At 58.7% G+C, this 26,359-nt stretch carries 30 protein-coding genes and 1 rRNA gene; 18 read left to right on the top strand and 13 right to left on the bottom strand.

What is annotated here, in order from left to right; genetic code table 11:
* The 3 genes from AD666_RS07610 to AD666_RS07600 form a co-directional block, all read right to left on the bottom strand.
* Positions 1–720 (bottom strand): 16S ribosomal RNA (locus AD666_RS07610); the annotation flags it as partial.
* Between the two features lie 616 nt (positions 721–1,336).
* Positions 1,337–2,557: a CaiB/BaiF CoA-transferase family protein gene (locus AD666_RS07605; protein WP_053149647.1), complete on the bottom strand. Its 1,221-nt coding sequence runs from the start codon at positions 2,555–2,557 to the stop codon at positions 1,337–1,339.
* 12 nt (positions 2,558–2,569) lie between these two features.
* Positions 2,570–3,751, bottom strand: a complete 1,182-nt coding sequence (locus tag AD666_RS07600; RefSeq protein ID WP_053149643.1) for an acyl-CoA dehydrogenase — start codon at positions 3,749–3,751, stop codon at positions 2,570–2,572.
* 157 nt (positions 3,752–3,908) lie between these two features.
* On the opposite strand from AD666_RS07600, the gene AD666_RS07595 reads away from it, so the two are divergent.
* The 10 genes from AD666_RS07595 to AD666_RS07550 all read left to right on the top strand — a co-directional run bounded on the left by AD666_RS07595 (position 3,909) and on the right by AD666_RS07550 (position 13,710).
* Positions 3,909–4,808: a LysR family transcriptional regulator gene (locus AD666_RS07595; protein ID WP_053149640.1), complete on the top strand. Its 900-nt coding sequence runs from the start codon at positions 3,909–3,911 to the stop codon at positions 4,806–4,808.
* 432 nt (positions 4,809–5,240) lie between these two features.
* Positions 5,241–6,362 (top strand): Re/Si-specific NAD(P)(+) transhydrogenase subunit alpha, encoded by a 1,122-nt coding sequence (locus AD666_RS07590; protein WP_053149638.1) that lies wholly within the window; start codon positions 5,241–5,243, stop codon positions 6,360–6,362.
* 15 nt (positions 6,363–6,377) lie between these two features.
* Positions 6,378–6,701: an NAD(P) transhydrogenase subunit alpha gene (locus AD666_RS07585; RefSeq protein ID WP_003187010.1), complete on the top strand. Its 324-nt coding sequence runs from the start codon at positions 6,378–6,380 to the stop codon at positions 6,699–6,701.
* On the top strand, positions 6,701–8,137 hold the full coding sequence (locus AD666_RS07580) for an NAD(P)(+) transhydrogenase (Re/Si-specific) subunit beta (RefSeq protein WP_053149636.1): 1,437 nt from the start codon (positions 6,701–6,703) through the stop codon (positions 8,135–8,137). Before AD666_RS07585 ends, AD666_RS07580 begins: the two co-directional genes overlap by 1 nt.
* Before the next feature lie 198 nt (positions 8,138–8,335).
* Positions 8,336–9,829 carry an acetyl-CoA hydrolase/transferase family protein gene (locus AD666_RS07575; RefSeq protein ID WP_053149634.1) on the top strand — a complete coding sequence of 498 codons (1,494 nt, stop codon included), beginning with the start codon at positions 8,336–8,338 and terminating at the stop codon, positions 9,827–9,829.
* Between the two features lie 318 nt (positions 9,830–10,147).
* Positions 10,148–10,363, top strand: a complete 216-nt coding sequence (locus AD666_RS07570; RefSeq protein ID WP_053149631.1) for a DUF1127 domain-containing protein — start codon at positions 10,148–10,150, stop codon at positions 10,361–10,363.
* A gap of 312 nt (positions 10,364–10,675) precedes the next feature.
* The gene (locus AD666_RS07565; protein ID WP_053149628.1) at positions 10,676–10,993 is read left to right on the top strand and encodes a DUF2388 domain-containing protein; all 318 of its coding nucleotides are present in this window, start codon (positions 10,676–10,678) and stop codon (positions 10,991–10,993) included.
* Between the two features lie 106 nt (positions 10,994–11,099).
* Entirely contained in the window at positions 11,100–11,405 is a 306-nt protein-coding gene (locus AD666_RS07560; RefSeq protein WP_053149625.1) for a DUF2388 domain-containing protein, read from the top strand.
* Between the two features lie 26 nt (positions 11,406–11,431).
* Positions 11,432–11,752, top strand: a complete 321-nt coding sequence (locus tag AD666_RS07555) for a DUF2388 domain-containing protein (RefSeq protein ID WP_053149622.1) — start codon at positions 11,432–11,434, stop codon at positions 11,750–11,752.
* On the top strand, positions 11,749–13,710 hold the full coding sequence (locus AD666_RS07550; RefSeq protein WP_053149619.1) for a DUF4105 domain-containing protein: 1,962 nt from the start codon (positions 11,749–11,751) through the stop codon (positions 13,708–13,710). Before AD666_RS07555 ends, AD666_RS07550 begins: the two co-directional genes overlap by 4 nt.
* A 54-nt stretch (positions 13,711–13,764) precedes the next feature.
* Here AD666_RS07550 and trpA read toward each other — a convergent pair whose 3' ends face one another.
* Together trpA and trpB are read right to left on the bottom strand one after the other, a co-directional pair.
* On the bottom strand, positions 13,765–14,574 hold the full coding sequence (trpA, locus tag AD666_RS07545; RefSeq protein WP_053149616.1) for a tryptophan synthase subunit alpha: 810 nt from the start codon (positions 14,572–14,574) through the stop codon (positions 13,765–13,767).
* Entirely contained in the window at positions 14,574–15,806 is a 1,233-nt protein-coding gene (gene trpB / locus AD666_RS07540; RefSeq protein ID WP_053149612.1) for a tryptophan synthase subunit beta, read from the bottom strand. Before trpB ends, trpA begins: the two co-directional genes overlap by 1 nt.
* A gap of 113 nt (positions 15,807–15,919) precedes the next feature.
* Between trpB and AD666_RS07535 the strand changes: the two genes are divergently transcribed.
* Complete coding sequence (locus AD666_RS07535) at positions 15,920–16,816, top strand: LysR family transcriptional regulator (protein WP_053149606.1); 897 nt, start codon at positions 15,920–15,922, stop codon at positions 16,814–16,816.
* Here the strand turns inward: AD666_RS07535 and AD666_RS07530 are convergent.
* Positions 16,810–17,136, bottom strand: a complete 327-nt coding sequence (locus AD666_RS07530; RefSeq protein ID WP_053149604.1) for a YqjD family protein — start codon at positions 17,134–17,136, stop codon at positions 16,810–16,812. The genes AD666_RS07535 and AD666_RS07530 overlap by 7 nt on opposite strands.
* Positions 17,137–17,292: 156 nt before the next feature.
* On the opposite strand from AD666_RS07530, the gene AD666_RS07525 reads away from it, so the two are divergent.
* Together AD666_RS07525 and AD666_RS07520 are read left to right on the top strand one after the other, a co-directional pair.
* Positions 17,293–17,508, top strand: coding sequence for a dodecin (locus tag AD666_RS07525; protein ID WP_053149602.1), 216 nt, complete (start codon positions 17,293–17,295; stop codon positions 17,506–17,508).
* Between the two features lie 113 nt (positions 17,509–17,621).
* Complete coding sequence (locus AD666_RS07520; RefSeq protein WP_053149599.1) at positions 17,622–17,843, top strand: DUF1161 domain-containing protein; 222 nt, start codon at positions 17,622–17,624, stop codon at positions 17,841–17,843.
* Positions 17,844–17,896: 53 nt separating this feature from the next.
* Here the strand turns inward: AD666_RS07520 and AD666_RS07515 are convergent, their stop codons facing one another.
* The gene (locus AD666_RS07515) at positions 17,897–18,898 is read right to left on the bottom strand and encodes an LLM class flavin-dependent oxidoreductase (RefSeq protein WP_053149596.1); all 1,002 of its coding nucleotides are present in this window, start codon (positions 18,896–18,898) and stop codon (positions 17,897–17,899) included.
* A gap of 239 nt (positions 18,899–19,137) precedes the next feature.
* Here AD666_RS07515 and AD666_RS07510 point away from each other — a divergent pair, with 239 nt between their 5' ends.
* Both AD666_RS07510 and AD666_RS07505 read left to right on the top strand, forming a co-directional pair.
* Positions 19,138–19,569: an OsmC family protein gene (locus AD666_RS07510; RefSeq protein ID WP_053149587.1), complete on the top strand. Its 432-nt coding sequence runs from the start codon at positions 19,138–19,140 to the stop codon at positions 19,567–19,569.
* Positions 19,570–19,708: 139 nt separating this feature from the next.
* Positions 19,709–19,942: a DUF1161 domain-containing protein gene (locus tag AD666_RS07505; protein ID WP_053149585.1), complete on the top strand. Its 234-nt coding sequence runs from the start codon at positions 19,709–19,711 to the stop codon at positions 19,940–19,942.
* An 89-nt stretch (positions 19,943–20,031) separates the two neighbouring features.
* On the opposite strand, the gene AD666_RS07500 is transcribed toward AD666_RS07505, so the two are convergent.
* Positions 20,032–20,457, bottom strand: coding sequence for a hypothetical protein (locus tag AD666_RS07500; RefSeq protein WP_053149583.1), 426 nt, complete (start codon positions 20,455–20,457; stop codon positions 20,032–20,034).
* 38 nt (positions 20,458–20,495) lie between these two features.
* Positions 20,496–20,909: a hypothetical protein gene (locus AD666_RS07495; RefSeq protein ID WP_053149575.1), complete on the bottom strand. Its 414-nt coding sequence runs from the start codon at positions 20,907–20,909 to the stop codon at positions 20,496–20,498.
* A 61-nt stretch (positions 20,910–20,970) separates the two neighbouring features.
* On the opposite strand from AD666_RS07495, the gene AD666_RS07490 reads away from it, so the two are divergent.
* Positions 20,971–22,068 (top strand): aminopeptidase, encoded by a 1,098-nt coding sequence (locus tag AD666_RS07490; protein ID WP_053149573.1) that lies wholly within the window; start codon positions 20,971–20,973, stop codon positions 22,066–22,068.
* Here the strand turns inward: AD666_RS07490 and AD666_RS07485 are convergent.
* The gene (locus AD666_RS07485; RefSeq protein ID WP_053149571.1) at positions 22,062–22,409 is read right to left on the bottom strand and encodes a hypothetical protein; all 348 of its coding nucleotides are present in this window, start codon (positions 22,407–22,409) and stop codon (positions 22,062–22,064) included. The two genes, AD666_RS07490 and AD666_RS07485, sit on opposite strands and share 7 nt — an antisense overlap.
* A 113-nt stretch (positions 22,410–22,522) precedes the next feature.
* A complete protein-coding gene (locus AD666_RS07480) occupies positions 22,523–23,425 on the bottom strand; it encodes a transcriptional regulator GcvA (RefSeq protein ID WP_053149569.1) in 903 nt (300 codons plus the stop codon).
* 127 nt (positions 23,426–23,552) lie between these two features.
* Between AD666_RS07480 and gstA the strand changes: the two genes are divergently transcribed.
* On the top strand, positions 23,553–24,164 hold the full coding sequence (gene gstA, locus AD666_RS07475) for a glutathione transferase GstA (protein ID WP_053149566.1): 612 nt from the start codon (positions 23,553–23,555) through the stop codon (positions 24,162–24,164).
* 288 nt (positions 24,165–24,452) lie between these two features.
* Complete coding sequence (locus tag AD666_RS07470; protein ID WP_053149563.1) at positions 24,453–24,911, top strand: transposase; 459 nt, start codon at positions 24,453–24,455, stop codon at positions 24,909–24,911.
* A gap of 148 nt (positions 24,912–25,059) precedes the next feature.
* Here AD666_RS07470 and AD666_RS07465 read toward each other — a convergent pair whose 3' ends face one another.
* Complete coding sequence (locus tag AD666_RS07465) at positions 25,060–25,710, bottom strand: HAD family hydrolase (RefSeq protein WP_053149560.1); 651 nt, start codon at positions 25,708–25,710, stop codon at positions 25,060–25,062.
* 60 nt (positions 25,711–25,770) lie between these two features.
* Positions 25,771–26,316, bottom strand: coding sequence for a gamma carbonic anhydrase family protein (locus tag AD666_RS07460; RefSeq protein WP_053149557.1), 546 nt, complete (start codon positions 26,314–26,316; stop codon positions 25,771–25,773).
* Positions 26,317–26,359 lie beyond the last annotated feature (43 nt).

Here is a 26,359-nt window from a genome sequence, read left to right as displayed (position 1 = left end):
GCCACTGGTGTTCCTTCCTATATCTACGCATTTCACCGCTACACAGGAAATTCCACCACCCTCTACCATACTCTAGCTCGTCAGTTTTGAATGCAGTTCCCAGGTTAAGCCCGGGGCTTTCACATCCAACTTAACGAACCACCTACGCGCGCTTTACGCCCAGTAATTCCGATTAACGCTTGCACCCTCTGTATTACCGCGGCTGCTGGCACAGAGTTAGCCGGTGCTTATTCTGTCGGTAACGTCAAAACCATCACGTATTAGGTAATGGCCCTTCCTCCCAACTTAAAGTGCTTTACAATCCGAAGACCTTCTTCACACACGCGGCATGGCTGGATCAGGCTTTCGCCCATTGTCCAATATTCCCCACTGCTGCCTCCCGTAGGAGTCTGGACCGTGTCTCAGTTCCAGTGTGACTGATCATCCTCTCAGACCAGTTACGGATCGTCGCCTTGGTGAGCCATTACCTCACCAACTAGCTAATCCGACCTAGGCTCATCTGATAGCGCAAGGCCCGAAGGTCCCCTGCTTTCTCCCGTAGGACGTATGCGGTATTAGCGTCCGTTTCCGAGCGTTATCCCCCACTACCAGGCAGATTCCTAGGCATTACTCACCCGTCCGCCGCTCTCAAGAGGTGCAAGCACCTCTCTACCGCTCGACTTGCATGTGTTAGGCCTGCCGCCAGCGTTCAATCTGAGCCATGATCAAACTCTTCAGTTCAAACATCTTTGGGTTTTGAGAAAACCCTAAACTTGGCTCAGCAATCGTTGGTTACATCTTTGATTTCTCGCGGAGTAACTTGTGATGCTGATAATCTGTTGACTAGCAGTCTGACTCCACAAGCACCCACACGAATTGCTTGATTCAGTTGTTAAAGAGCGGTGGGCTGAGGCTTTCGTCTCAACCGAGGCGCGCATTCTACAGCGCCCCGTGTATCTGTCAAGCGGTTATTTTCGAAGTTTTCAAAATTTCTTTTTCAACTTCAACCACTTGCGCTTTCGATCTCTCGTTAGCGGGAGGCGAATTCTACAGCGTTAGTCGCTGCTGTCAACACCTCTTTTTTACCGCTTTCGACCGAGAAGATCGAACCGTCGACTGAGCCAAAAACCTGCTCCGCTGACTCCTTCCGTGCTTCGATGACCTGAAGCCCTGCATCGCCGAAACCTACTTAACTCATTGAATCTCAAGGAGTTTTCCGTTTCGACTGCGCCGGAAGTGGGGCGAATTATAGAGACTCAGAATCTGCCGTCAACCTTAATTTTACTTTTCTATCAATAAGCTGCGTTATCGGGAAAAACCTCTTCTACGCGCGCCGCCTCTATATAGAAAGAACAACTCAGAGAACTCCTGCCTCCCCAAGCGCGATCAATGCGGCCTCATCCAAACCCAACACGCGTTGCAGGACCCCAACCGTATGCTCACCTAGTAAAGGTGGCGCGCTGCGATATTCCACTGGCGTCTCGGACAGTCTGATCGGGCTCGCAACCTGTGGCACTTTACCGGCCAGGACATGAGGCAGTTCGAGCGCCAATCCACGGGCCTGTACTTGTGGATCGGCAAACACTTGGGCCAGATCATTGATAGGCCCGCACGGCACACCCGCCTGTTCCAACAGAGCAACCCATTCGGCCGTCGTCTTGAACACCGTCGCCTGGCGAATCAAGGGAATCAATACCGACCGGTTCGCCACCCGTTGCTTGTTTGTCGCGAAACGAGCGTCATCCGCCCACTGCGGCTGACCTGCCACCTCGGCAAACTTGCGGAACTGTCCATCATTGCCCACGGTAAGAATAAAGTTACCGTCAGCCGTAGGAAAATCCTGATAAGGCACGATGTTCGGATGAGCATTGCCCAGCCGCTTCGGCGCAACGCCTGTGGTCAGATAGTTCATCGCCTGGTTAGCCAGGCAAGCCACCTGGACATCCAGCAAGGCCATGTCTATATGCTGCCCGCCACCGACATGATCACGATGAGCCAACGCTGCCAGGATGGCGACGCTTGAATATAACCCTGTAAGGATGTCCGTCAGCGCGACCCCGACCTTCACCGGCCCCGCGCCCTCATCGCCTTCAGGTCGCCCGGTAAGACTCATCAGCCCACCGAGCCCCTGGATCATAAAGTCATACCCGGCACGCTTGGCATAAGGGCCCGTTTGACCGAACCCGGTGATCGAGCAATAAATCAACTGCGGGTTGATGACTTTCAGGGAGTCATAATCCAGGCCATAAGCCGCCAGCCCGCCCACCTTGAAGTTCTCGATCAGGATGTCGGACTTGGCCGCCAGCTCTCGCACCAATCTCTGCCCTTCGGGTCGCGTGAAGTCGATGGTGACCGATTGCTTGTTGCGGTTGGCTGACAGGTAATAAGCCGCCTCGGTGGTGTTCTCGCCGTCTGCGCCCTTCAGGAAGGGCGGCCCCCAGGCTCGCGTATCGTCGCCGTTGCCGGGACGCTCGACCTTGATGACTTCAGCCCCCAGGTCCGCCAGGATCTGCCCGGCCCAGGGCCCGGCCAGAACTCTAGATAAATCCAGTACCCGCAGGTGCGAAAGCGCGCCCATGACCGCCTCCTATTAATAGAACGCCTGGATACCGGTCTGCGCACGCCCAAGAATCAGCGCATGGACGTCGTGGGTACCTTCATAAGTGTTCACCACCTCCAGGTTCACCAGATGACGAGCGATACCGAACTCATCGGAGATTCCGTTACCCCCCAACATGTCCCGCGCCATACGGGCAATCTCCAAAGATTTGCCACAGGAGTTGCGCTTCATGATCGAGGTAATTTCCACCGCTGCCGTGCCTTCGTCCTTCATGCGCCCCAGGCGCAAGCAACCTTGCAACGCAAGGGTAATCTCGGTCTGCATGTCGGCCAGCTTCTTCTGGATCAATTGGGTCGCCGCCAGCGGACGGCCGAACTGCTGACGATCCAGGGTGTATTGGCGAGCGGTATGCCAGCAGAACTCGGCGGCACCCAACGCACCCCAGGAGATTCCGTAGCGTGCGGAGTTCAGGCAGGTAAACGGACCTTTCAGGCCGCGTACATCCGGGAAAATGTTCTCTTCCGGAACGAAGACGTTGTCCATGACGATTTCGCCGGTGATCGAGGCACGCAGCCCAACCTTGCCATGGATAGCCGGCGCACTCAGCCCCTTCCACCCTTTCTCCAGCACAAAGCCACGGATATCGCCAGCGTCGTCCTTGCCCCAGACGACAAATACATCGGCAATCGGACTGTTGGTGATCCACATCTTGCTACCCGTCAGGCTGTAACCACCCTCGACTTTGCGTGCACGGGTAATCATCGCGCCCGGGTCCGAACCATGGTTCGGCTCGGTCAGACCGAAGCAACCAATCCACTCACCAGAGGCCAGCTTTGGCAGGTACTTCTGTTTCTGGGCCTCAGTACCGAACTCGTTGATCGGCACCATGACCAAGGAGGACTGCACGCTCATCATCGACCGATAGCCAGAGTCGACACGTTCCACTTCACGGGCGATCAGGCCGTAACTGACGTAGTTCAAGCCGCTGCCACCGTATTGTTCGGGAATGGTCGCGCCAAGGAGCCCTACTTCACCCATTTCACGGAAGATCGCCGGATCGGTTTTTTCATGGCGGAAAGCTTCCAGTACTCGCGGCGCGAGCTTCTGCTGGGCGAACTGCTCAGCAGTGTCGCGGATCATGCGCTCTTCTTCGGTGAGCTGCTGGTCCAGCAGCAATGGATCGATCCAGTTGAAGCTCGCTTTACCGGCCATGAAAAATTCCTCGTCAATCGATGAAAGAAACGTGGATTGATCCTAGGCGCGGTTTCCTACGAGGGCAAACGAGGATTGCGCACGGTGTTGTGCTAATTTCTCACTCCGTAAACGCCATAAACCCCGTTTACGCAGACAATCAGTGAGGTGCCTGTACATGCGTCGAAAGATTCCCAGCACTGCGGCCCTGGTCAGCTTCGAGGCGGCCGCACGCCATGAGAGCTTCACCAAGGCCGCACAGGAGCTGTCCCTCACCCAAGGCGCCATCTGCCGGCAGATTGCCAGCCTGGAGGACTTCCTCAGCGTGGAGCTATTCCGACGCTCACGCCGCGGCGTCAAACTGACCGAAGCGGGTCTTTCCTATAGTCGCCGGGTTGCCACCCAGCTGGACGCCGTCGAGCGCGACACACTTTCGGTTATGGGCCATACCGGCGCTAACGTGATCGAGCTGGCGGTGGTGCCTACCTTCGGCACCCAGTGGTTACTGCCGCGCCTGAAGGATTTCCAGCAGCAACATCCGGAAGTCACCGTCAACCTGACCAACCGCACCCGGCCTTTCCTGTTTGCGGATACGGAGTTTGACGCAGCCATTTACTTTGGCGATGCGGACTGGTCCGGCACCGAATCCCACAAGCTCATGGGCGAAAATCCGATGCCGGTCTGCAGCCCGTCCTTGTTGAATAATCAGAGTCACCTGACAGCGGATGCGATCGCCGAATTGCCGCTGCTTCAGCAAACCACCCGCCCGTACGCCTGGCGCCAATGGTTCAACGCCCAACATCTGAATGTGGCTCGCGACCTGACAGGCCCACGCTATGAACTATTCTCCATGCTTGCCCAAGCGGCCATGCATGAAATGGGGATCGCCTTGATCCCGCCTTTTCTGATCCAGCGCGAGCTGGCAGAAAGAAGATTGGTCGTCGCCAATCGGAACGCGCTGTCGAGCATCAAGGCTTACTACCTGATGATTCCCGAGCGAAAGGTGGAATCCGCGTCCCTTCGGGCTTTCCGCGATTGGTTGATCAAACAAGCCCATGGCTATGCTCTTGATAAATAAGAAAAAGCTATATAACCGACTCCGGTAGTAAGCTAACCAAAAGCGCTACAGATATAAGTTTTTGTCGCATACAGTCAATCTGTTATGGAATCGGTACAGTAGTCTCAGAACCGTTCAAATACGTGGCTTTGAGCCATATTGCGCCAGCCATGGCGGCTTATTCACGCAGCCGATGTTAATTTTTATCGATTTGCGCTTTAAGCCTTGTAATGCACGGCCTGCAAGGGATCAGGCCTGACAGTTGCGACATTCGGTCACAGGGTGACTTGTAGTTAATTTTCCGTCACACGTCATAATTCCTTGAAGGGTCGAAATTTCGCCTGCAAAATGCCGCGCCCCGCCTGATTCGGCGGGATCGTGCTGATCCGCCGCCCCAGTCGCGCCATCCGAAGTGCCTGGGTTTACTCAATAAGATCACGCAGGAGATTTGACGTGCACATTGGTGTCCCTCTCGAAACCCAGACGGGTGAAACACGGGTTGCTGCTACCCCGGAAACCATCAAGAAACTGATCGGCCAGGGTCATAAAGTCACTGTTCAAAGCGGTGCCGGCATCAAGGCCAGCGTTATCGACAGTGCCTACGAGGCGGCAGGCGCGACCATTGGCAGCGCCAGTGACGCGTTTGGAGCCGAATTGATCCTCAAGGTGGTCGCGCCCAACGACAGCGAGTTGGCGCTGATCAAGAGCGGCACCGTCCTGGTAGGCATGCTCAATCCGTTCAACAACGAAATCATCGCCAAGATGGCCGAACGCGGCATTACAGCGTTCGCCCTCGAAGCCGCGCCACGCACTTCCCGGGCCCAGAGCCTGGATGTGCTGTCCTCTCAAGCCAACATTGCCGGCTACAAGGCGGTGCTGTTGGCAGCTCACTACTATCCACGCTTCATGCCGATGCTGATGACAGCCGCTGGCACCGTGAAAGCGGCGCGCGTGCTGATTCTCGGTGCCGGCGTGGCCGGGTTGCAGGCGATTGCGACAGCCAAGCGTCTGGGCGCGGTAATCGAGGCGTCGGACGTGCGTCCTGCGGTGAAGGAGCAAATCGAATCCCTCGGCGCCAAGTTCGTCGACGTGCCTTATGAAACCGATGAAGAGCGTGAATGCGCCGTCGGCGTCGGCGGCTACGCCCGTCCAATGCCCGCGAGCTGGATGCAGCGCCAGGCCCAGGCCGTACACGAGCGCGCCAAGCAGGCTGACATCGTCATCACTACGGCACTGATTCCGGGCCGCAAGGCACCGACCTTGCTCAGCGCGGAAACCGTCGCGCAAATGAAGCCCGGTTCGGTGGTGATCGACCTCGCGGCAGCCCAGGGTGGCAACTGCCCGCTGACCGTGGCCGACCAAGTGGTGGTCGAGAACGGCGTGACCATCGTCGGCCCGACCAATCTGGCCGGCGAAGTCGCAGCCGATGCCTCGGCGCTGTATGCCCGTAACCTGCTGGACTTCCTGAAGCTGGTCTTCACCAAGGAAGGTCAGTTCGACGTGAACCTGGAAGACGACATCGTCGCCGCGTGCCTGATGTGCCGCGACGGCCAGGTCATCCGCAAAAACGCCTAAGCAGGGATTCAGACAATGGAAGAGCTTATCTCCCCCGGTATCTACAACCTGATCATCTTTGTACTGGCGATTTATGTCGGTTACCACGTGGTCTGGAACGTGACACCCGCTTTGCACACGCCATTGATGGCGGTGACCAACGCCATTTCGGCGATCGTGATCGTCGGCGCCATGCTCGCCGCAGCGCTGACCGTGACGCCGCTGGGCAAGACAATGGGCACGCTCGCCGTGGCCCTGGCAGCGGTGAACGTGTTCGGTGGCTTCCTGGTCACGCGCCGGATGCTTGAGATGTTCAAGAAAAAAGCCCCGAAAGCCGTAAAAGAAGAGGCGCCCAAGTAATGAGCATGAATCTGGTAACGACGCTCTACCTGATTGCGTCCGTTTGCTTCATCCAAGCCCTCAAGGGCCTGTCGCACCCCACCACGTCCCGCCGCGGCAACCTGTTCGGCATGCTGGGCATGGCGCTGGCGGTGCTCACCACCGTCGGCCTCATCTATAAGCTGGGCGCTGAGCTGGCCACTGCGGGCATCGGCTATGTCATCGTCGGCCTGCTGATCGGCGGCACCGCCGGTTCGATCATGGCCAAGCGCGTCGAGATGACCAAGATGCCGGAGCTGGTGGCGTTCATGCACAGCATGATCGGCCTGGCCGCCGTGTTCATCGCCATCGCCGCCGTGGTGGAGCCACAGTCCCTGGGCATCGTCAAGCAACTGGGGGATTCGATTCCGGCCGGTAACCGCCTGGAGCTGTTCCTCGGTGCGGCCATCGGTGCAATCACCTTCTCCGGCTCGGTGATCGCCTTCGGCAAGCTGTCGGGCAAGTACAAGTTCCGCCTGTTCCAGGGCGCACCGGTACAGTTTGGTGGACAGCATAAGCTCAACCTGATCCTGGGTCTGGCAACACTGGGCCTGGGCGTAACATTCATGGTCACGGGCAACTTCGGTGCATTCGCCCTGATGCTGGCCCTGGCGTTCGTGCTTGGCGTGCTGATCATCATCCCGATTGGCGGCGCCGACATGCCGGTAGTGGTGTCGATGCTCAACAGCTATTCGGGGTGGGCGGCGGCCGGTATCGGCTTCTCACTGAACAACTCGATGCTGATCATCGCCGGCTCCCTGGTAGGTTCGAGCGGTGCGATTCTGTCCTACATCATGTGCAAGGCCATGAACCGTTCGTTCTTCAACGTACTGCTCGGCGGCTTCGGCAATAGCGCCGATGCGGGCGGGCCGGCCGGCTCGAAAGAAGCGCGCCCGGTGAAATCCGGCTCCGCTGACGATGCGACCTTCCTGCTGACCAACGCCGACACCGTGATCATCGTTCCGGGCTATGGCCTGGCCGTGGCGCGGGCGCAGCATGCGTTGAAAGAGCTGACCGAGAAGCTGACCCACCATGGCGTGACAGTGAAGTACGCGATTCACCCGGTGGCCGGACGCATGCCCGGCCACATGAACGTCTTGCTGGCCGAAGCCGAAGTGCCTTACGACCAGGTGTTCGAAATGGAGGACATCAACTCCGAATTCGGCCAGGCCGACGTGGTGCTGGTGCTCGGCGCGAACGACGTGGTCAACCCGGCGGCGAAGAACGATCCGAAATCGCCGATTGCCGGCATGCCGATCCTCGAGGCCTTCAAGGCCAAGACCATCATCGTCAACAAACGCTCGATGGCCAGCGGCTACGCCGGCCTGGACAACGAGCTGTTCTACCTGGACAAGACCATGATGGTGTTCGGTGATGCCAAGAAGGTGATCGAGGACATGGTCAAAGCAGTGGAATAAACCTGCTCGATTTACCCAGAACGCCCCGACTTGTCGGGGCGTTTTGATTTGTATCAAGCCCCCCTGTTACCGATCCGGTAATAATGTTTTGCCTGAAACGCCCGTAATAGACGCCTCAAATGCGACTTTTGTAGCGGGACGGGCAAGGAGTGAATTCACTAGACTGCGCATCCTGCTTCCAGCCCGAGATAGCCCTGTATGTACCAAGATCGCATCCGCCTGCCTTCGTTGTTGAACAAAGTGATGAGCGCTGCCGAAGCAGCCATGCTGATCCAGGACGGCATGACCGTTGGCATGAGCGGCTTCACTCGCGCCGGTGAAGCGAAAGCAGTGCCCCACGCCCTGGCCGAACGGGCCAAGGTCACGCCGTTGCAAATCAGCCTGATGACGGGCGCGAGCCTGGGTAACGACCTCGACAAGGAGCTCACCGAAGCTGGCGTGCTCGCTCGGCGCATGCCTTTTCAGGTCGACAGCACGCTGCGCAAGGCCATCAATGCGGGCAAGGTCATGTTCATCGACCAACACCTTTCGGAAACAGTCGAACAACTGCGCAACGGTCAGCTCAAGCTACCTGACGTTGCGGTGATCGAAGCAGTGGCTATCACCGAACAGGGCCACATCGTGCCGACCACATCGGTGGGTAATTCGGCCAGTTTTGCGATCTTCGCCCGACAAGTGATCGTCGAGATCAACCTGGCCCACAATCCGAATCTGGAAGGTCTGCACGACATCTATATTCCGACCTATCGCCCAACCCGCACACCGATCCCCCTGGTGAAGGTGGACGACCGCATCGGAAGTACCGCCATTCCGATTCCACCGGAAAAAATTGCAGCCATTGTCATCACTAACCAAGGCGACTCGCCGTCCACCGTCACACCACCGGACAGCGACACCCAGGCCATTGCCGATCACCTGATCGATTTCTTCAAGCAAGAAGTGGCGGCCGGACGAATGACCAATAAGCTCGGCCCATTACAGGCCGGTATAGGGAACATCGCCAACGCCGTGATGTGCGGGCTGATCGACTCGCCGTTCGAGCAATTGAGCATGTATTCCGAAGTGCTGCAGGACTCCACGTTCGACCTGATCGACGCCGGCAAGCTGAGCTTCGCCTCGGGCAGTTCCATCACGCTGTCGGATCGTCGCAACGCCGATGTGTTCGGAAATCTGGAAAAGTACAAGGACAAACTGGTCCTGCGTCCGCAGGAAATTTCCAATCATCCGGAAGTGGTGCGTCGCCTGGGTATCATTGGCATCAACACCGCGCTGGAGTTCGATCTCTACGGCAACGTCAACTCCACTCACGTCTGCGGCACCCGGATGATGAACGGCATCGGTGGCTCAGGGGACTTCGCGCGCAATGCGCACCTGGCGATTTTCGTCACAAAGTCGATTGCAAAGGGAGGGGCGATCTCCAGCGTCGTGCCGATGGTCAGCCATGTGGACCACACCGAGCATGACGTCGACATCCTCGTCACCGAAATCGGCCTGGCCGACCTACGAGGCCTGGCGCCACGGGAGCGGGCACGGGTGATCATCGACAATTGCGTGCACCCATCCTATCGCCAGGCGTTGAACGAGTACTTCGAGGCCGCGTGTGCCTTGGGCGGACATACACCTCACATCCTGCGCGACGCACTGAGTTGGCATCTGAACCTGGAAGAGACCGGGCGCATGTTGGCGGTTTGATACAGCTAGAACACCGTTACCGCACACACAGTTTTGATCATCCAGGCAAGCACGGCCCGTTTCGTCAAAAACTGTATTGCTGTACCGGTGTTTTCCGTAGGATATTCCTTTCTCCGCGCCGTCAAAGCGTGACAAATGCACCAAAACAGCGCAGACAGGTACAGTTGCTTCAATATGGACCAGCACACTGCGGTTTAACAGTTAACTGGTCGCGCACAATACAGGTGAACTGTATCTACAGTGACTGGCCAAACGAGAGGATCATGGGCACCAGTTAAACCACTACCTGATCCCGCCACAAGCGGAAGGATGTCAACCATGGAACGTACACTCAGTTCCGAGCTGTTTTTCGAAGACAAAGCTGCAAAAAACCAGGCTTCCCTGCCTCTTCGCATTATCGCCAACCTGATGCTGTGGCAGCGCCGCATCGCCAGCCGCCATCAACTGGCTCGTCTGGACTCGCGCCTGCTGGCCGACGCCGGTATCAGCGAAGCACAGCGCTACGAAGAGCTGAGCAAGCCGTTCTGGCGCTAATTCAGCGTCGCTGGCCCTGACCCACCGGGTCCACCGCCAGCACCGAATTGAACAAGCAAAACCCGTCGCGGGAAACCGCGACGGGTTTTGTCGTTTCAGGATGATGCTTTCAGAAAGCGCCGAGATAACAGTTATAGAAAACAACCAAATCAACCAGTACAGTTTATTTGAGGCCCCTCCAACTCACTTCATAAAGCTGTCTTCCTTCACGTTCTGACTTAATATCGGATGAACGTGGCGAAGCGAGTCGAGTACGCGTCTCCTCTTTCAGCTACCTGCACCGGCACCACCTCATATCCAAGGAGTTTCATCATGAACCGACTTCGTCTGCTCAGCGCCGCAACCCTGCTGGCCGTCGCCGCCCAAGCCAATGCCAGTAGCTTTATCGTTACCACCGACTCCATCGTAGGGGCGCTCAAGGCGACTTCCGACGTGACGTCCGATGCCACCTCGTCGCTGCGAGACAACAAAATCGTCCAGGCCGCCCGTGACGACGCCGCCAGCTTCGTGGCCAGTGAAGGTGCCATCCGTGGTGTGAAACTCGAAAGCGCCCTGGATTACATCCGTCAGCAGGCTCCCCAGTTGCAAGCCACTGACGCGCAACTGGCCCAAGCGATCCTGGTGATCTGATCCAACATGAAACATCGGACACCCAATGGTGTTCCGATGTTTCAGCGCTGGCTCTGGCCCGCAGGTTTGCGCTAGCCTTTGGACTCGCCATCAACTGTCGAGTCCCATGCGTTTTCACTTCGATCTGTTCATCGCCGTTTTCTTCCTTGCCGGCTGGTCCGTTCCAGCTCATGCCTTCGATGTGTCCACCCAGCAACTGGTTGCCAGTGGCTATGCCACGAGCATGGTGACCTCCGCGCCCTTCGACCATAAAATAGTCGCCGTCGCCCGCGACGACGCTGCGGCATTCGTTGCCAGTGACGGGCAACTGCGAGGTGCACGGCTGGAGTCGGCCCTGGATTACCTGCGCCAGACCCGGCCAAAACTTCATGCCAGTGACCTTGAACTGGCACAGGCAATTCTCGTCCAATAGTTATCCCTATATTTCGGAGTCGTTCCATGCGTAGCCCGCTGATTGCTGCCGCCCTAGGCCTGTTGGTATTGGCCGATGTGGCCCAGGCACATACCCTGGTAGCCACCAGTAACATCATCGTTCGCGCTTCCCAGCGTTCGATCGATTTCACCTCCGATACCACCACTTCCATCCGTGATTCGAAGATCATTCGTGAAGCCCACGACGATGCGGCCAGCTTCGTTGCCAGCAATGGTGAAATCCGCGGCGCGCATCTCGAAGCCGCTTTCGACACCTTGCGTACCCGCGTGCCGGAAGCTCGCGACGCCAGTGACCAGGTTCTCGCCGAAGCCATCCTCGCATTGTGAGGCGGCTCGCCGCCTGGCTGACCGCCGGGGTGATGCTGCTCATGGGCAGCACCGCCCAGGCCGGTTTGCAACTGCACCTCATCGACGAAGGCCTGAGCCCGGCACAACAGCAGGCCAGCCGGGCACTGCTCGATGAAGCCATGCAGGCCCTGCCGCCACGCTTCATCGAGCGCCTGGATCGACGCATAGATGTCGGCTGGACCGACCAGATGCCGGCCAACGCCTACGGCCAGGCCTCGCTCGTCTCGGAACTCGATCTCAACCGCAACCTGCTGGACAGCCTCACCAACGGCAGCGCCGCCACACAGAAGACCCATCGCCCCCACGGCACCGTACGACGGGAACTGCTCGCCACGGTCCTGCACGAACTGACTCACATTTACGACCGCGCACGCCTGTGGCCGGATGCCGAACGCACACTGATCCAGCGGTGTACCCGGCGCAACAGCAGCGCCGGCTTGATTGGCCTCCCCGACGAGTGCCGGGGCCAGAACGACCGGCGTTTCACCCTCAGCGACGATCCCCGCCTGCTGGATCTCGCCGGCTGGCCACAATACGTCGGCCGTCGTGGAGAACGGGAACAGCATAACCGGCAGGTCGCCCGCAGCCCGGATCTTTACGAGACGAGCAGTCCGAAAGAGTTCGTTGCGGTCAACATGGAGTATTTCCTCCTCGATCCGAGCTACGCCTGCCGACGCCCCGCCCTGTATCGCTACTACCAGGAACATTTCGGTTGGGCTCCCGCCGCCAAGGACACTTGCGCCAAATCGTTCGCGTTCCTCAACGCCGGTAACGACTTCGCCCGGACGCCACTGGGCAAGGTCGATCCCGAGCGGGTCTATGCCGTCGACTACTTGCTGGCCGAAGCCAACCAGAACTGGGTCAGCCGCTGGGGTCACAGCATGCTCCGGCTGGTGATCTGCGCGCCGGGCCGTCCCCGTGGGCCGGATTGCCGGCTGGATCTGGATCAACACTTGGTGCTGTCCTATCGCGCCTTCGTGGGCGATGTGCAGTTGTCGAGTTGGGACGGGCTGGTGGGCAAATACCCGTCGCGCCTGTTCGTCCTGCCACTGGCCCAAGTCATCGATGAATACACCAAGACCGAATTGCGCAGCCTGGCATCGGTGCCGTTGAACCTGTCGCGTACCGAGATCGAAGAAACAGTTGAACATGCCGCCGAGATGCACTGGAGCTACGACGGCAATTACTACTTCCTGTCCAATAACTGCGCGGTGGAAAGCTTGAAGCTGTTGCGCAGCGGCAGTAATAACGAGCAACTCAAGGGCCTCGACAGCATCATGCCCAATGGTTTGCTGGAGGTGCTCAAAGGGCGAGGCCTGGCAGATACCAGCGTGCTCGACGATCCCAAGGAAGCCTTGCGCCTGGGCTACCGCTTCGACTCATTCCGCGAGCGCTATCAGGCCATGTTCGAAGTCCTGAAAAAACACCTGCCCATCAAGCAGCAAACGGTTGAAGACTGGCTCGCCCTGGACGCTGCAGAACGTCGCATCTGGTTCGAACAGGCAGACCTGCGCACCAGCGCGGCGTTGCTGCTGCTGGAACAGGCCAGCTATCGCCGGCAACTCCTGCTGGCTCAGGATGAAGTCAAACAGCGTTACCTCGGTGCCCGTGAACTTCAAAACGGCGGCATGGAAAGGGCCAACGCGACACTGCAGCAGATTCTCGTCAACAGCGGTTTCCTGAGCCGTCCCGCCGAGCTGCTGGGCAGCAGCGGTTATGGGTTGCCACAGCCTGGCGAATGGCAGCGACTGGAGTCGGAAAGCAGCCTGCGACAGAAACAGCTGCAAACCTTGACCGGTGATCTGGATAAGGAAGTCCGGGCTCTACTGGAGCCGCGTCGCGCCGCTGAAATAGCCGCCTGCGAGGCCAACGTCAAAGAGATCGGCGAACACTTGCGCAAACTGCACAAGGCCGGCGGCGGATTGGTGCTGCCGTAATGCAAAAAAGGGGTTCAGAACCTGGTTCTGAACCCCTTTTTTTGTACAGCTCGATCAGATGCGAGCCTTGCGCACGCCCTCCGCCAAAGCGGAGCACAGGCTCAACACCCCGTCGATCGCCTGCGCTGGCGTGTCGGCACTGGCGATATGGTCGATCAACGCCGAGCCCACCACCACTCCGTCAGCCAACCGTGCAATCGCGGCAGCCTGCTCCGGCGTGCGGATGCCGAAACCGATGCTGATCGGCAGGTCGGTATGGCGACGCAGACGCGCCACGGCTTCTTCCACATGCTCCAGCGTCGCGGCACCGGCGCCGGTCACACCCGCCACCGACACGTAGTACACAAAGCCCGAGCTACCATCGAGCACGGTCGGCAACCGCGCATCATCAGTGGTCGGAGTAGTCAGGCGAATGAAATCCAGGCCAGCAGCCTGGGCCGGTTCGCACAGCTCGCTGTTGTGCTCGGGCGGCATGTCCACGACGATCAAGCCATCGACGCCAGCGTCCAGCGCCTCGCCAATGAAACGCTGCACCCCATACCGATGGATCGGGTTGAAGTAACCCATCAGCACCAGCGGTGTTTCGGTGTTGTCCTGGCGGAACTCGCGAACCATCTGCAGAGTTTTCGCCAGGTTCTGCCGCGCTCCCAGTGCACGAATGTTAGCCAATTGGATTGCCGGGCCGTCGGCCATCGGATCGGTAAACGGCATGCCCAACTCGATCACATCGGCACCGGCCGCCGGCAGGCCCTTGAGAATCGCCAGCGAGGTGTCGTAGTCCGGGTCACCGGCGGTGACGAAGGTCACCAGGGCGGCACGGTTCTGTTCCTTGAGTTCGGCAAAACGGGTTTGCAGGCGGCTCATCAGTGTTTCTCCTGCTGGGACTGTTCCATGTGATGCATCACGGTTTGCATGTCTTTGTCGCCACGGCCGGACAGGTTGACCACCATCAAATGGTCCTTTGGCAGATTCGGGGCGCGTTTGAACACTTCTGCCAGGGCATGAGAGCTTTCCAGGGCAGGAATGATCCCCTCCAGGCGGCAGCATTTATGGAACGCATCCAAGGCTTCGGCATCAGTGATCGAGGTGTACTGGACGCGGCCGATGTCATGCAACCAAGCGTGTTCCGGGCCGATGCCCGGATAGTCGAGGCCGGCGGAAATCGAATGGGCGTCGATGATTTGGCCATCTTCGTCCTGCAACAGGAACGTGCGGTTGCCATGCAGCACGCCAGGCACGCCACCGTTCAGGCTGGCGGCGTGCTTGCCGGTCTCGATGCCGTAGCCCGCCGCTTCGACGCCAATGATTTCGACGCTTTTATCGTCCAGGAATGGATGGAACAGCCCCATAGCGTTGGAACCGCCGCCGATGCAGGCCACCAGGCTATCGGGCAGACGACCTTCCTGGGCTTGCAACTGATCGCGGGTTTCCTTGCCAATCACGGCCTGGAAGTCGCGAACCATGGCCGGGTACGGGTGCGGGCCGGCCACGGTGCCAATCAGATAGAACGTGCTGTCGACGTTGGTAACCCAGTCACGCAAGGCCTCGTTCATCGCATCCTTCAGCGTGCCGGTACCGGCGACCACCGGGATCACTTCGGCACCCAGCAGCTTCATGCGAAACACGTTGGCCTGCTGGCGCTCGATGTCGGTGGTGCCCATGTAGATCACGCAATCCAGACCAAAACGCGCGGCCACGGTAGCGGTCGCCACGCCGTGCATGCCGGCGCCGGTCTCGGCGATGATGCGTTTCTTGCCCATGCGCCGCGCCAGCAGGATCTGACCGATGCAGTTGTTGATCTTGTGGGCGCCAGTGTGGTTCAGCTCCTCGCGCTTGAGGTAGATCTTGGCACCGCCGCAGTATTCGGTCAGGCGCTCGGCGAAATAGAGCGGGCTTGGGCGACCGACGTAGTCACGCTGGAAGTAGGCAAGCTCCTCGATGAAGGCAGGATCTTCCTTCGCCACCTCATATTCACGGGCCAGATCGAGGATCAACGGCATCAGGGTTTCGGCCACATAGCGGCCACCGAATGCGCCGAACAGGCCGTTGGCGTCAGGGCCACTGCGCAGATTGAAGGGGGTCGTAGACTGGGTCATCGGGCGCTCCAGGCAAAATGCTCACAAGGACAATGAAGGTCACTCTACCCCTGACACTCGCCCCTGAAAACCGATAAGATCGCCATAACCTGTCAGGAAAACTCACATATCAGATGAGCCACGATCTTCCACCGCTCAATGCCCTGCGCGCCTTCGAAGCGACCGCCCGCCTGAACAGCGTAAGCCAGGCGGCGGAACAACTGCATGTCACCCACGGTGCCGTCAGCCGTCAACTGAAGGTGCTTGAGGAGCATTTGGGCGTCAGTCTGTTCGCCAAGGACGGTCGCGGCCTGAAACTCACAGATGCCGGCTTGCGCCTGCGTGATTCCAGCGCCGAGGCTTTCGATCGGTTACGCAGCGCTTGCGCGGAGCTGAGCCAGAGCACGGCTAACTCGCCGTTCGTGCTGGGCTGCTCGGGCAGCCTGCTGGCACGCTGGTTCATTCCGCGCCTGGGCCGGCTCAATGCGGATCTGCCGGACTTGCGCCTGCACCTGTCCGCCGGAGAGGGCGACCTTGATCCCAGACGACCGGGGCTGGACGCGCTGCTGGTGTTTGCCGAGCCTCCGTGGCCGGCGGATATGCAAGTGTATGAGCTGGTCGGCGAACGGATCGGTCCGGTCATGAGCCCGCGTTATGCCGGATTCGTGCGCCTGAAAAGCGCACCAGCCGATGCGCTGCTCGGGGAGCCACTGCTGCACACCATGTCCCGCCCCCAGGCATGGCCAACCTGGGCACGGCAAAACGACCTCGATCCCCAAGAACTTAAGTCAGGCCAAGGCTTTGAGCATTTGTATTATTTGCTGGAGGCCGCTGTCGCAGGGTTGGGTGTGGCCATCGCCCCCGAGCCATTGGTAGCCGAAGACCTGCGCGCCGGCCGCCTGGTCGCGCCTTGGGGCTTCGATGAAACCCCGGCGCGACTGGCGTTGTGGCTACCCAAGCGCGCCGCGGACGGCCGCGCCCGGCAACTGGCCCAATGGCTCAGGCACGAGCTGGGCCAGCCGACTCAGTGACCGCGCTTGCACAGCAAGTAGGCAGCCAGCAAACCGATGGCGCCCACTGCTACGCCGGCGGTGGTCCACGGGTGTTCCTGAGCGTAGTCGCGGGTAGCAATCCCGGTTTCGCGGGTTTTCACCTTGACCTCTTCATACGCATCGCTGAGCAGATGCCGGGAATGTTTCAGTGCGTTCTCGGCATTGGCCTTGAGCGCCTTGAGGGTCTTACGCGACTCGTCCGACGTATCATCCTTCAGGGTCTCCAACGACTTGAGCAGATTCTCGATCTCCGCTTCCATGCTTTGCAACGAGGCTTTACGTAACGAAGTGCTTGCCATGGTGGCTCTCTCCTGCAGTGGTTGAGTGCGTGTGAAAGTTGGGACTCCAGCCGTTTGTGAAAGTGCAGTAAATCTGAACTTTCAAAGCGTAAACAGCGACACACGTAAGGCGAACAATCGCTGCTAGTCTGTTTCAGACAACCCAGGAGGAACGTCATGAGTGATCACCACACGTACAAGAAGGTCGAGCTGGTCGGCTCGTCTCCCACCAGCATCGAAGACGCCATCAACAATGCCCTGGCCGAGGCCAGCAAAAGTCTCAAGCATCTGGAATGGTTTGAAGTCACCGAAACCCGTGGGCACATCGAGAATGGCCGGGCGGCGCACTTCCAAGTAACTCTCAAAGTCGGGTTCCGGATCGCAAACAGCTGATCGCGATGAACTTGCGCGCTGGCGGAGTGCCATAGGGAATGGCGATGCGCTATTGTCTGCGCGTCACGATTGTCCATACCTGCCTTATTCGATCCGACCAAGGAGTGCGAGCGATGAAAAAGTTGATGGTAGCCCTGGGCTTGTTGAGCCTGGCGGGCGGTGCATTTGCGGCCGGCAAGCCTTGTGAAGAACTGAAAAGTGAAATCGCCGAGAAACTGGATGCCAAGGGCGTGTCGGGTTATACGCTGGAAATCGTCGATAAAGGCGCGGCAGCTGATGGAAAGATCGTCGGCACCTGCGAGGGCGGCACGAAGGAAATCGTTTACAAGAAGTGATGCCCCAGAAACGAAAAGGCCGACGCATGCGTCGGCTTTTTCATGGGCGCGATTCAGCCTTTCATAACCTGCGCCAGCAGTTCATAAGAGCGCAGACGATCCGTATGCTCATACAGATCGCTGGTAAAAATCAGCTCGTCGGCCTGGGTTTTCTCGATCAACACCTCGAGCCGGGCACGGATTTTCTGCGGGCCACCTACCATCGCCAGCCCCAGGAAGTCGCCCACCGCGTCTTTCTCGTGGGGCAGCCAGAGGCCGTTCATGGTCTCGACCGGCGGACGTTGCACCAGGCTCTGACCACGGATCAGGGCCAGGATCCGCTGGTACACCGAAGTCGCCAGATAATCGGCCTGCTCGTCCGTGTCCGCTGCCACCAGCGGCACCCCGAGCATTACGTAAGGCTTGTCGAGTACCGCCGACGGTTGGAAGTGATTTCGATAAATGCGGATCGCCTCGTGCATGTAGCGCGGGGCAAAATGAGAGGCGAAGGCGTAGGGCAAGCCCCGCTCACCGGCCAGTTGCGCGCTGAACAGGCTTGACCCCAGCAGCCAGACTGGCACGTTGGTTCCGGTGCCGGGCATGGCAATGATGCGCTGGTCAGGAGTACGCGGGCCGAGATAACGCATCAGTTCGGCCACGTCATCGGGGAAATCGTCCGCACTGCCTGAGCGCTCGCGACGCAAGGCCCGGGCGGTCATCTGGTCGGACCCGGGAGCCCGCCCCAGTCCCAGGTCGATTCGGCCTGGATAAAGGCTTTCCAGGGTGCCGAACTGTTCGGCGATCACCAACGGCGCATGGTTGGGCAACATCACTCCCCCGGAGCCAACGCGAATGGTCGACGTGCCCCCCGCCAAGTAACTGAGCAACACGGCCGTCGCGGAACTGGCGATGCCATCCATGTTGTGGTGCTCGGCCACCCAGAAGCGGGTGTAGCCATACTTCTCCACGTGTTGCGCCAAGTCCAGCGAGTTGCGCAGGGACCGGGCTGCGTCGCCGTCCTCGCGTACAGGCACAAGGTCTAGGGTCGAAAATTTCACGTCGGACAGCTGTTTCATCGGTTGGGATCTCCAACGGCATTCCGGGCTCTTCCTACGGGCAAAAGCCTGCCGTTTCTATGGGTGTGTTCCATGCAATGTGGGCATATACCCGAGTTTCAATGGCTGCGTCGAATTTTCCTACTAAATTCGTCAGCTAATCGACAGGATGAACTTTATTTGCCGGTCTATCCTCACAACCCTGACAGCTGAAAACACCCAGGCGCGAATACCTCGCGCCAGCTCTTGAGGAGGAAGACATGGCTATTGTCAAAAAAGCATCGGCTCACTGGGAAGGTGATCTGAAAACCGGTATCGGCTCCATCTCGACGGAAACCGGCGTGCTGCGCGAAGCGCCTTACGGCTTCAAGGCGCGTTTCGAAGGCGGTCGGGGCACCAACCCGGAAGAACTGATTGGCGCGGCCCATGCGGGCTGCTTTTCCATGGCATTTTCGATGATCCTCGGCGAGGCCGGACTCAAGGCCGAGCGTATCGACACCCAGGCCGAAGTGACCTTGAATCAGGTCGATGGCGGCTTTGCGATAACGGCGGTCAAGCTGATTCTGAAAGCGAAGATTCCCGGCGCCACCCAGGCGCAATTCGAAGAATTGAGCAAAAAGGCCAAGGAAGGTTGCCCGGTTTCCAAAGTGTTGAATGCGAACATCACCCTGGACGCCACACTCGAAAGCTAATCCATGAGGAAGATCGCAGCCCCCGCAAGCATTGCCGGAGGCTGCGATCTACCCCTGTCACCCCACCTCCCATTTATGGTCGAATGATGCATGCAGTTTCAGCGCAAAGGCGTTGCGCGCTGCAAAGAGGAAGTCGAGCATGAAACGATTTGCCGTGATGGTCATGGGTTGCGCATTGGCTACATCGGTTCTCGCGGCGCCCAAATCCTGCGAGGAGCTGAAAGAGGAAATCGAAGCGAAGATTCAGGCCAACAACGTGTCGTCCTACACGCTGGAAATCGTCACCAACGATGAAGTCCACGACCGGAACATGGTGGTGGGCAGTTGCGAAAACGGCACGAAGAAAATCATCTACCAGAAGAACGATCGCTGAACGCTAGGCTCTGTACGAAAAGTCTTGAGACGAAGGTCAGGCAGTTTTCAACGCAGCATGAACGAGTATCAAGGCTTTTCGTACAGAGCCTAAGGCAGGCAGTTGGCCCGACGATCCTCTGCAACGACTTCTCGCTTGGCGTTGTAGAGCCGGGCACTTGGTGTGAACGCGAGGTTGCGCGCTTCCAGCCGATAACGCTGGCCGGCCTGGAACTGATCGTAACGCACGAGCAGGTAGCACATCCGCTCTTGCGGCTCGGCTTGCATGCCCAGTCCACCACCGCTGATGACCTCGAAGTCAAAACGGACCTCCAGCTCATGGCTGCCGGGCGGAACCTGGAAGAATCGCCCGTCCCGCAAGCGCTGGCCGTCCAGGCTTTCAGCCATCAATACCTTGCCACCCGGCGCTGGCATAGCGAACTCTACCCAGGCCATGTTCGGGTCTGCCTCGGGTAACGGGCTTGTTGCACAGCCGCCCAGGGAGACGAAGGCAAGTATCAGCATGTTTAGGCGCATGGTGGTTTCCTGAAGTCAGGTCCTGAGCATAGCGCCGATCAGCTTTGCTGGCAGCCCGCCGGGGTCGCCAGACCCACTACTTTGCGCTGCTGATCATAGAGCTTGGCCCAGGGCCGGAACCCAATGTTGCCAGCCTGCAACTGGTAGCGCTGGCCTGCGTTGAAGTCCTTGAACTTCACATTCAACCGGCAATCACGCCACAGCGGCTCGGCGTTGGGACCAATGTTGCCGGGCTCTACGGCAAACTGGTAACGCACCGTCAGTTCATGGCTGCCGGGTTGGACTTCGAAGTAACGTCGGTCAACGGAGGTCTTGTCATCGACTTCCAGCGCTTGCAGCGCCGTGTTTTGATGGTTTCCAAGGTCGATCCACGCTTGCGATGGATCAGGGTCAGGCAAACCGGCACAACCGGTCAGCAACAACAGGCCACTCGTCAGCATCAAGACGCGCATAGCGAAGCTCCGGGCAGGCGGGATAGTCTTGTAGGCAGACTTTTTCCCAAGGTGATTGCAATTGATCAGGCCGCATTCAAGCCATCGGTTACTCGACCGTGTTTTCCGGTTTTTGTTTCCAGGCCTGCTGCTTTTGTTACTCAACGGTTGTTCCAGCGCCGCTTACTACAGCCAGCTTGTCGATGGCCAACTGCGACTGCTGAAGGCTCGGGAACCCATCGACCAGGTCATCGCCGCCCCCGCCCGCGATCCCGCATTACGGGCCCACCTGGCCCAGGCCCGTGAAGCTCGGACGTTCGCCAGCGTCCACCTGCATCTGCCGGACAATGAAAGCTATCGCCTGTATGCAGACATCGGTCGACCGTTCGTGGTCTGGAATGTCTTCGCCACGCCGGAATTTTCCCTGGCAGCGCAAAACCATTGCTTCCCGATAGCAGGTTGCGTCGCCTATCGCGGCTACTACAGTCAGGGCGCGGCCCGTGGCGAGGCTGCGTTGCAACGTTTGAAGGGTATGGACGTGGCGATCGGTGGCGTAGAGGCGTACTCGACCCTGGGCTGGTTCAACGACCCGATCCTCAGTTCGATGATGCATTGGGGTGACGAACGCCTGGCGACGCTGATTTTCCACGAGCTGGCGCACCAGCGTTTCTACGTGAAGGACGACACGGAATTCAACGAGTCCTTCGCCACGTTCGTCGAACAGGAAGGCACCCGGCAATGGCGTGCGAGCCGCGGCCTGGCGCCGGATACGGGATTGCGGTGGCGTCAAAGCGAGCAGTTCATCCAACTTATCCTCGACACCCGCCAGCGTTTGGAACAGCTTTACGCCCAGCCCCTGCCGGCCGACCAGATGCGCCAACGCAAGGCCCTGGAATTCGAACGCCTGCGCGCCGATTATCGACGACTGCGCGATACCCAGTGGGCGGGCGACAAACGCTACGACGCGTGGGTCTATGCGCCCCTCAACAACGCGCGGTTGTTGCCGTTCGGTTTATATACCCGGTGGGTGCCGGCGTTCACGGCGCTGTTCAAGCGGGTGAACGGGGACTGGATTGCCTTTTATGCCGAGGTCGAAAAGCTCGGCCGGCTGCCGGTCGACGATCGCCGAGCGGCGTTGAAGACGCTGGCTGAATCACGTCCCTCGATGCCGCCTCATTGAACGAAAATACAAACCGGCACCGTACAAGCCCCCTGCTTGCCCGTTACGGTGATGTATTTGATAGGGCTGCTTTCCGGAATCATGATGTTGATGGGGACCTGTGGATAACTCAGGCTCTTAAAGCTCTGCGTCGGCTCGATGGGCTCCTGGGCCCGACCTTTCTGGCTGACGACGATAGGTACTTTGCTTTTGTTCCAGACCTGCGCCGTCACTTCTGTCGCCGGCGCCGCGGGCACTTCGCCCTCGGGTGCAACGGCGGGTTGCACCGTCGTATCGGCATGCGTGGGTTGCAGGTAGAACGCAAAGAGCAACACCACCCAACAGAATCTCTTGGTGTCCATTTCCGGTGCCCCTAGTCAGGTTGCAAGTCAGCGAAGCGGAAATCTTTAGTGACGTTGATTTAACCGTCCGTGTAACCGGGTGTCACCTGTAAGAACTAACAGGGCAGGGCTGTTCAGGGCGCGGGCGAATGCACCAGCCCCGTTAACCAACTGCGAAAAGCCACGATCTTTTTCGAGTTGGCATATTCCAGTGGCGTCACCAAATAGAAACCCAGGTCGGACTTCAACTTGAGGTCGAACGGCGCCACCAGCCTCCCGGCTTTCAGATCGTCATCGACATAGGTAGAGCGACCGATGCACACCCCCAACCCGTCGATGGCGGCCTGTACGGCCATCATCGCCAGATCGAAGGTCAGTCGTGTGCCTTCGGCGAGTTTCATCGGTTGCCCTGCCGCGCTCAACCATTTGCTCCAGTCGTTATTGGTCATGCCGCTGACCTGCAACAGCGTGTGACTGGCCAGATCGGCCGGACTCTTCAACGCCTCAGGACTGGCCAGCAGCTTGGGACTGCACACGGGGAAGATCTCATCGGACATGAGCCAGTCCGCCCGCATGCCTTTCCAGGTGCCGGAACCATAGCGGATGGCGGCGTCGATCCCGCCCTTGCGGAAGTCGACCAACTCGGTGGACGCCGTCAGCCGAACATCGATGTCGGGAAATGCCTTCTGAAAGGACGGCAAACGCGGTAATAGCCACTTGGATGCCAGGGAAACCAGCGTACTGATGGTCAACGTGCTGTTGTTGCTCGATTCGTGCAGCATTTGCGTGGAATAGCGCAACTCCTGAAACGCTGCGCGAACGCCCGGAAAATATCCCTGGCCTTCAGTGGTCAATGCCAACCCATCCTTGAGCCGAAGAAACAGACGAACGCCCAGCTCATCTTCAAGCCGGCGGATCTGATGGCTAATCGCAGTCTGCGTGACATTGAGCTCGTCGGCGGCCTTGGTAAAACTCATATGCCGGGCAGCCGACTCAAATGCTTTAAGTCCATTGAGGGAGGGGATTCTGGCGACCATCAGGTTTCGAAAGACTCATGAAATTTTGTCATAACCTAGCATTCGACAAGTCCTTTGCAAAAGGTCAGGTCGGTCGCGGATCCTTGCTTCGTTCTTCAGCCGCAACGGCTTAAACCAGGAGCTCTCCATGAAACTCTACTTCGCCCCAATGACCTGCTCCCTGTCTCCGCATATCGTGCTGCGCGAACTGGGGTTGGCTTTCGAACTGATGCGGGTCAACAACAAGACCAAGGCTACCGCCGACGGCCGTGATTTACGTGACATCAATCCAAAGGGTTATGTAGCTGCGCTGGTGCTGGATAACAGCGAAGTGCTCACCGAAGGTCCGGCCATCATCCAGTACCTCGCGGATCTGGTTCCCGGCAATTCCCTGGCAGCGGCCAACGGCACCTGGGAACGCTCTCGCTTGCAGGAGCTGTTGAACTTCATCGCCACAGAAATACATAGCGGCAGCGCTCCGTTGTTCAACACCGAAATTCACGAGTCCGCCAAGGCAATTTTCCGGCAGAAACTGTTCAAGCGCCTGGATTACCTGAACACAGGCCTGCTGGGCAAAAATTACCTGCTGGGCGACTTCGGCCTGGCCGATGCCTACCTGTTCACCGTGCTCAAGTGGCTCCCGTTCTTCAATATCGAGATCAAGGACTGGCCGGAACTGGCGTCGTTCATGGAGCGCGTCGAAGCACGTCCAAGCGTACAAGCCGCCATCGCCGCGGAAGAGGCAACGCAGGCGGTTTAAAGGAACTGGTCGATGCCGGCGCTTATGAGGACCGGAAAAAATTCAAGACTGTGGGTGACTGAGGGACCTCATCGCGGGCAAGCCTTGCTCCCACAGAGTGAACTGCACCCCACAGGAATGCATCCAGCATGAACAACTGCCTGTTCATATTCCAGGGAGAAGAACCCTGTGGGAGCAAGGCTTGCCCGCGATGAGGCCAGTCCAGACACATCCTGCTCCAACATTCCACATCCGATCCGCTCTTGCTGTCCTAGCCTTGAGATGGAGCCAGATCAAGGAGGATCAGACATGACAACATTGCCCCATTCCCATCGGTTACGGTTCGGGCGCTATTCGCAGCCCGGCCAGATCTACCTGCTGACTGCGATTACGCTGGACCGCGATCCGGTTTTCAATCGCTTCGAGACGGGGCGTCTGGTGGTCGACGCTTTTCGAAAGGCTCAGCAAGAGCAATTTGCTCACTCATTGGCCTGGGTGGTTATGCCAGACCATTTCCATTGGCTAATTGAACTTCAGGGGATAGAGCTTTCGAAATTGCTTGCACGAACGAAGTCCCGGACCACCGTAGCCTGTAATCGACTGATGCAACGTCAAGGGCCGCTTTGGCAGAAGGGCTTTCACGATCGAGCCATTCGTAAGGAGGAGGATTTGCAAACTGTTGCGAGGTATATCGTGGCGAATCCGCTGAGGGCGGGTTTGGTGAAACGGATCGGGGACTATCCGCTGTGGGATGCGGTATGGGTTTGAGTTGGCTCTGATGGCGGCCATAAGGGCCTCATCGCGGGCAAGCCTTGCTCCCACAGAGCTTGCTCCTAAAGAGCTTTATTCCCATGGAGCCAGCGCCCAAGAGGGGTAAACTCTGTGGGAGCAAGGCTTGCCCGCGATGACGGTGTAACTAACCCCGCAGAAACGCCTGATGCAACTCATCCACCGTCTGGAAGTGAAACGCAGGGTTCTCGGCGCTCAGCTCTTCATAACTGCCAAACCCATACCCCACCGCCGTCGCATCCAGGCCATTGCTACGGGCGCCGATCAGGTCGTGTTTGCGATCACCGATCATCAGTGTGTTCGCCGGGTCGAGCCCTTCTTCAGCCACCAGATGAGCGATCAGCTCGACCTTGTTGGTGCGGGTGCCGTCCAGTTCGCTGCCGTAGATCACTTTGAAATGCCGGGCAAAGTCGAAGTGGCGAGCGATTTCCCGGGCGAAGACCCAAGGCTTGGAGGTGGCGATGTACAGCTGCCGCCCTTGGCCTGCGAGGGTTTCCAACAGCGGCATCACGCCGTCGAAGACGCGGTTTTCATACAGCCCGGTGACTTTGAATCGTTCGCGGTAGAAGTTCACCGCTTCCCAGGCCTTGGCTTCATCGAAATCGTAGAACTGCATGAAGGCCTGCAACAGCGGTGGGCCGATGAAGTGTTCGAGGCGGGTGAGGTCGGGCTCGTCGATGCCCAGTTTGCTCAAGGCGAACTGGATCGAACGGGTGATGCCCTCGCGCGGATCGGTGAGGGTGCCGTCGAGGTCGAACAGTACAGTGGGGTGATGCATGGCAGTTCCAGGACTCAAAATGAAGTGTGTGACGAACAGGCCCTCAAATGAACATCAGGCCTATGGCTGGTCGTAGCCTTCAGCCAAGTGCAAATCCTTGAGCTTCACATAGTTCGCCGCACTGTAGGTGAAAAACGCCCGCTCTTTGTCGGTCAGCGGCCGGGCCTGTTTCACCGGGCTGCCCACGTACAGGAAGCCGCTTTCCAGGCGTTTGCCCGGCGGGACGAGGCTGCCGGCGCCAATGATCACGTCGTCCTCGACCACCGCGCCGTCCATGACAATGCTGCCCATGCCAATCAGCACCCGGCTGCCGACGGAGCAACCATGGAGCATGACCTTGTGGGCGATGGTCACGTCGTCGCCGATCAATAGCGGGAAGCCATCGGGGTTGAACGGTCCGGCATGGGTGATGTGCAACACGCAGCCATCCTGGACGCTGGTCCGGGCGCCGATACGGATGCGGTGCATGTCGCCGCGGATGACCGTCAGCGGCCAGACGGAGCTGTCTTCGCCGATTTCAACGTCGCCGATCACCACTGCGGTGCTGTCGACGAAAGCGCCCCGGCCCAGCCGTGGCGTGTGGTTCTGGTACGTGCGAAGGGTCACGATAGGCTCTCTCTTTTCCAGTGATAGTCGCTGCTAGCTGCGG

The organism is Pseudomonas sp. Pf153, assembly GCF_001269775.1.
Lineage (GTDB): Bacteria > Pseudomonadota > Gammaproteobacteria > Pseudomonadales > Pseudomonadaceae > Aquipseudomonas > Aquipseudomonas uvaldensis.
This window is presented reverse-complemented; position numbering and strand designations above follow the sequence as displayed.

Coding starts and splice junctions, on each gene's coding strand:
- AD666_RS07605 (WP_053149647.1), bottom strand. CDS start 2,557: ATGGGCGCGCTTTCGCACCTGCGGGTACTGGATTTATCTAGAGTTCTG.
- AD666_RS07600 (WP_053149643.1), bottom strand. CDS start 3,751: ATGGCCGGTAAAGCGAGCTTCAACTGGATCGATCCATTGCTGCTGGAC.
- AD666_RS07595 (WP_053149640.1), top strand. CDS start 3,909: ATGCGTCGAAAGATTCCCAGCACTGCGGCCCTGGTCAGCTTCGAGGCG.
- AD666_RS07585 (WP_003187010.1), top strand. CDS start 6,378: ATGGAAGAGCTTATCTCCCCCGGTATCTACAACCTGATCATCTTTGTA.
- AD666_RS07580 (WP_053149636.1), top strand. CDS start 6,701: ATGAGCATGAATCTGGTAACGACGCTCTACCTGATTGCGTCCGTTTGC.
- AD666_RS07575 (WP_053149634.1), top strand. CDS start 8,336: ATGTACCAAGATCGCATCCGCCTGCCTTCGTTGTTGAACAAAGTGATG.
- AD666_RS07570 (WP_053149631.1), top strand. CDS start 10,148: ATGGAACGTACACTCAGTTCCGAGCTGTTTTTCGAAGACAAAGCTGCA.
- AD666_RS07565 (WP_053149628.1), top strand. CDS start 10,676: ATGAACCGACTTCGTCTGCTCAGCGCCGCAACCCTGCTGGCCGTCGCC.
- AD666_RS07560 (WP_053149625.1), top strand. CDS start 11,100: ATGCGTTTTCACTTCGATCTGTTCATCGCCGTTTTCTTCCTTGCCGGC.
- AD666_RS07555 (WP_053149622.1), top strand. CDS start 11,432: ATGCGTAGCCCGCTGATTGCTGCCGCCCTAGGCCTGTTGGTATTGGCC.
- trpA (WP_053149616.1), bottom strand. CDS start 14,574: ATGAGCCGCCTGCAAACCCGTTTTGCCGAACTCAAGGAACAGAACCGT.
- trpB (WP_053149612.1), bottom strand. CDS start 15,806: ATGACCCAGTCTACGACCCCCTTCAATCTGCGCAGTGGCCCTGACGCC.
- AD666_RS07535 (WP_053149606.1), top strand. CDS start 15,920: ATGAGCCACGATCTTCCACCGCTCAATGCCCTGCGCGCCTTCGAAGCG.
- AD666_RS07530 (WP_053149604.1), bottom strand. CDS start 17,136: ATGGCAAGCACTTCGTTACGTAAAGCCTCGTTGCAAAGCATGGAAGCG.
- AD666_RS07525 (WP_053149602.1), top strand. CDS start 17,293: ATGAGTGATCACCACACGTACAAGAAGGTCGAGCTGGTCGGCTCGTCT.
- AD666_RS07520 (WP_053149599.1), top strand. CDS start 17,622: ATGAAAAAGTTGATGGTAGCCCTGGGCTTGTTGAGCCTGGCGGGCGGT.
- AD666_RS07515 (WP_053149596.1), bottom strand. CDS start 18,898: ATGAAACAGCTGTCCGACGTGAAATTTTCGACCCTAGACCTTGTGCCT.
- AD666_RS07510 (WP_053149587.1), top strand. CDS start 19,138: ATGGCTATTGTCAAAAAAGCATCGGCTCACTGGGAAGGTGATCTGAAA.
- AD666_RS07505 (WP_053149585.1), top strand. CDS start 19,709: ATGAAACGATTTGCCGTGATGGTCATGGGTTGCGCATTGGCTACATCG.
- AD666_RS07500 (WP_053149583.1), bottom strand. CDS start 20,457: ATGCGCCTAAACATGCTGATACTTGCCTTCGTCTCCCTGGGCGGCTGT.
- AD666_RS07495 (WP_053149575.1), bottom strand. CDS start 20,909: ATGCGCGTCTTGATGCTGACGAGTGGCCTGTTGTTGCTGACCGGTTGT.
- AD666_RS07485 (WP_053149571.1), bottom strand. CDS start 22,409: ATGGACACCAAGAGATTCTGTTGGGTGGTGTTGCTCTTTGCGTTCTAC.
- AD666_RS07480 (WP_053149569.1), bottom strand. CDS start 23,425: ATGGTCGCCAGAATCCCCTCCCTCAATGGACTTAAAGCATTTGAGTCG.
- gstA (WP_053149566.1), top strand. CDS start 23,553: ATGAAACTCTACTTCGCCCCAATGACCTGCTCCCTGTCTCCGCATATC.
- AD666_RS07470 (WP_053149563.1), top strand. CDS start 24,453: ATGACAACATTGCCCCATTCCCATCGGTTACGGTTCGGGCGCTATTCG.
- AD666_RS07465 (WP_053149560.1), bottom strand. CDS start 25,710: ATGCATCACCCCACTGTACTGTTCGACCTCGACGGCACCCTCACCGAT.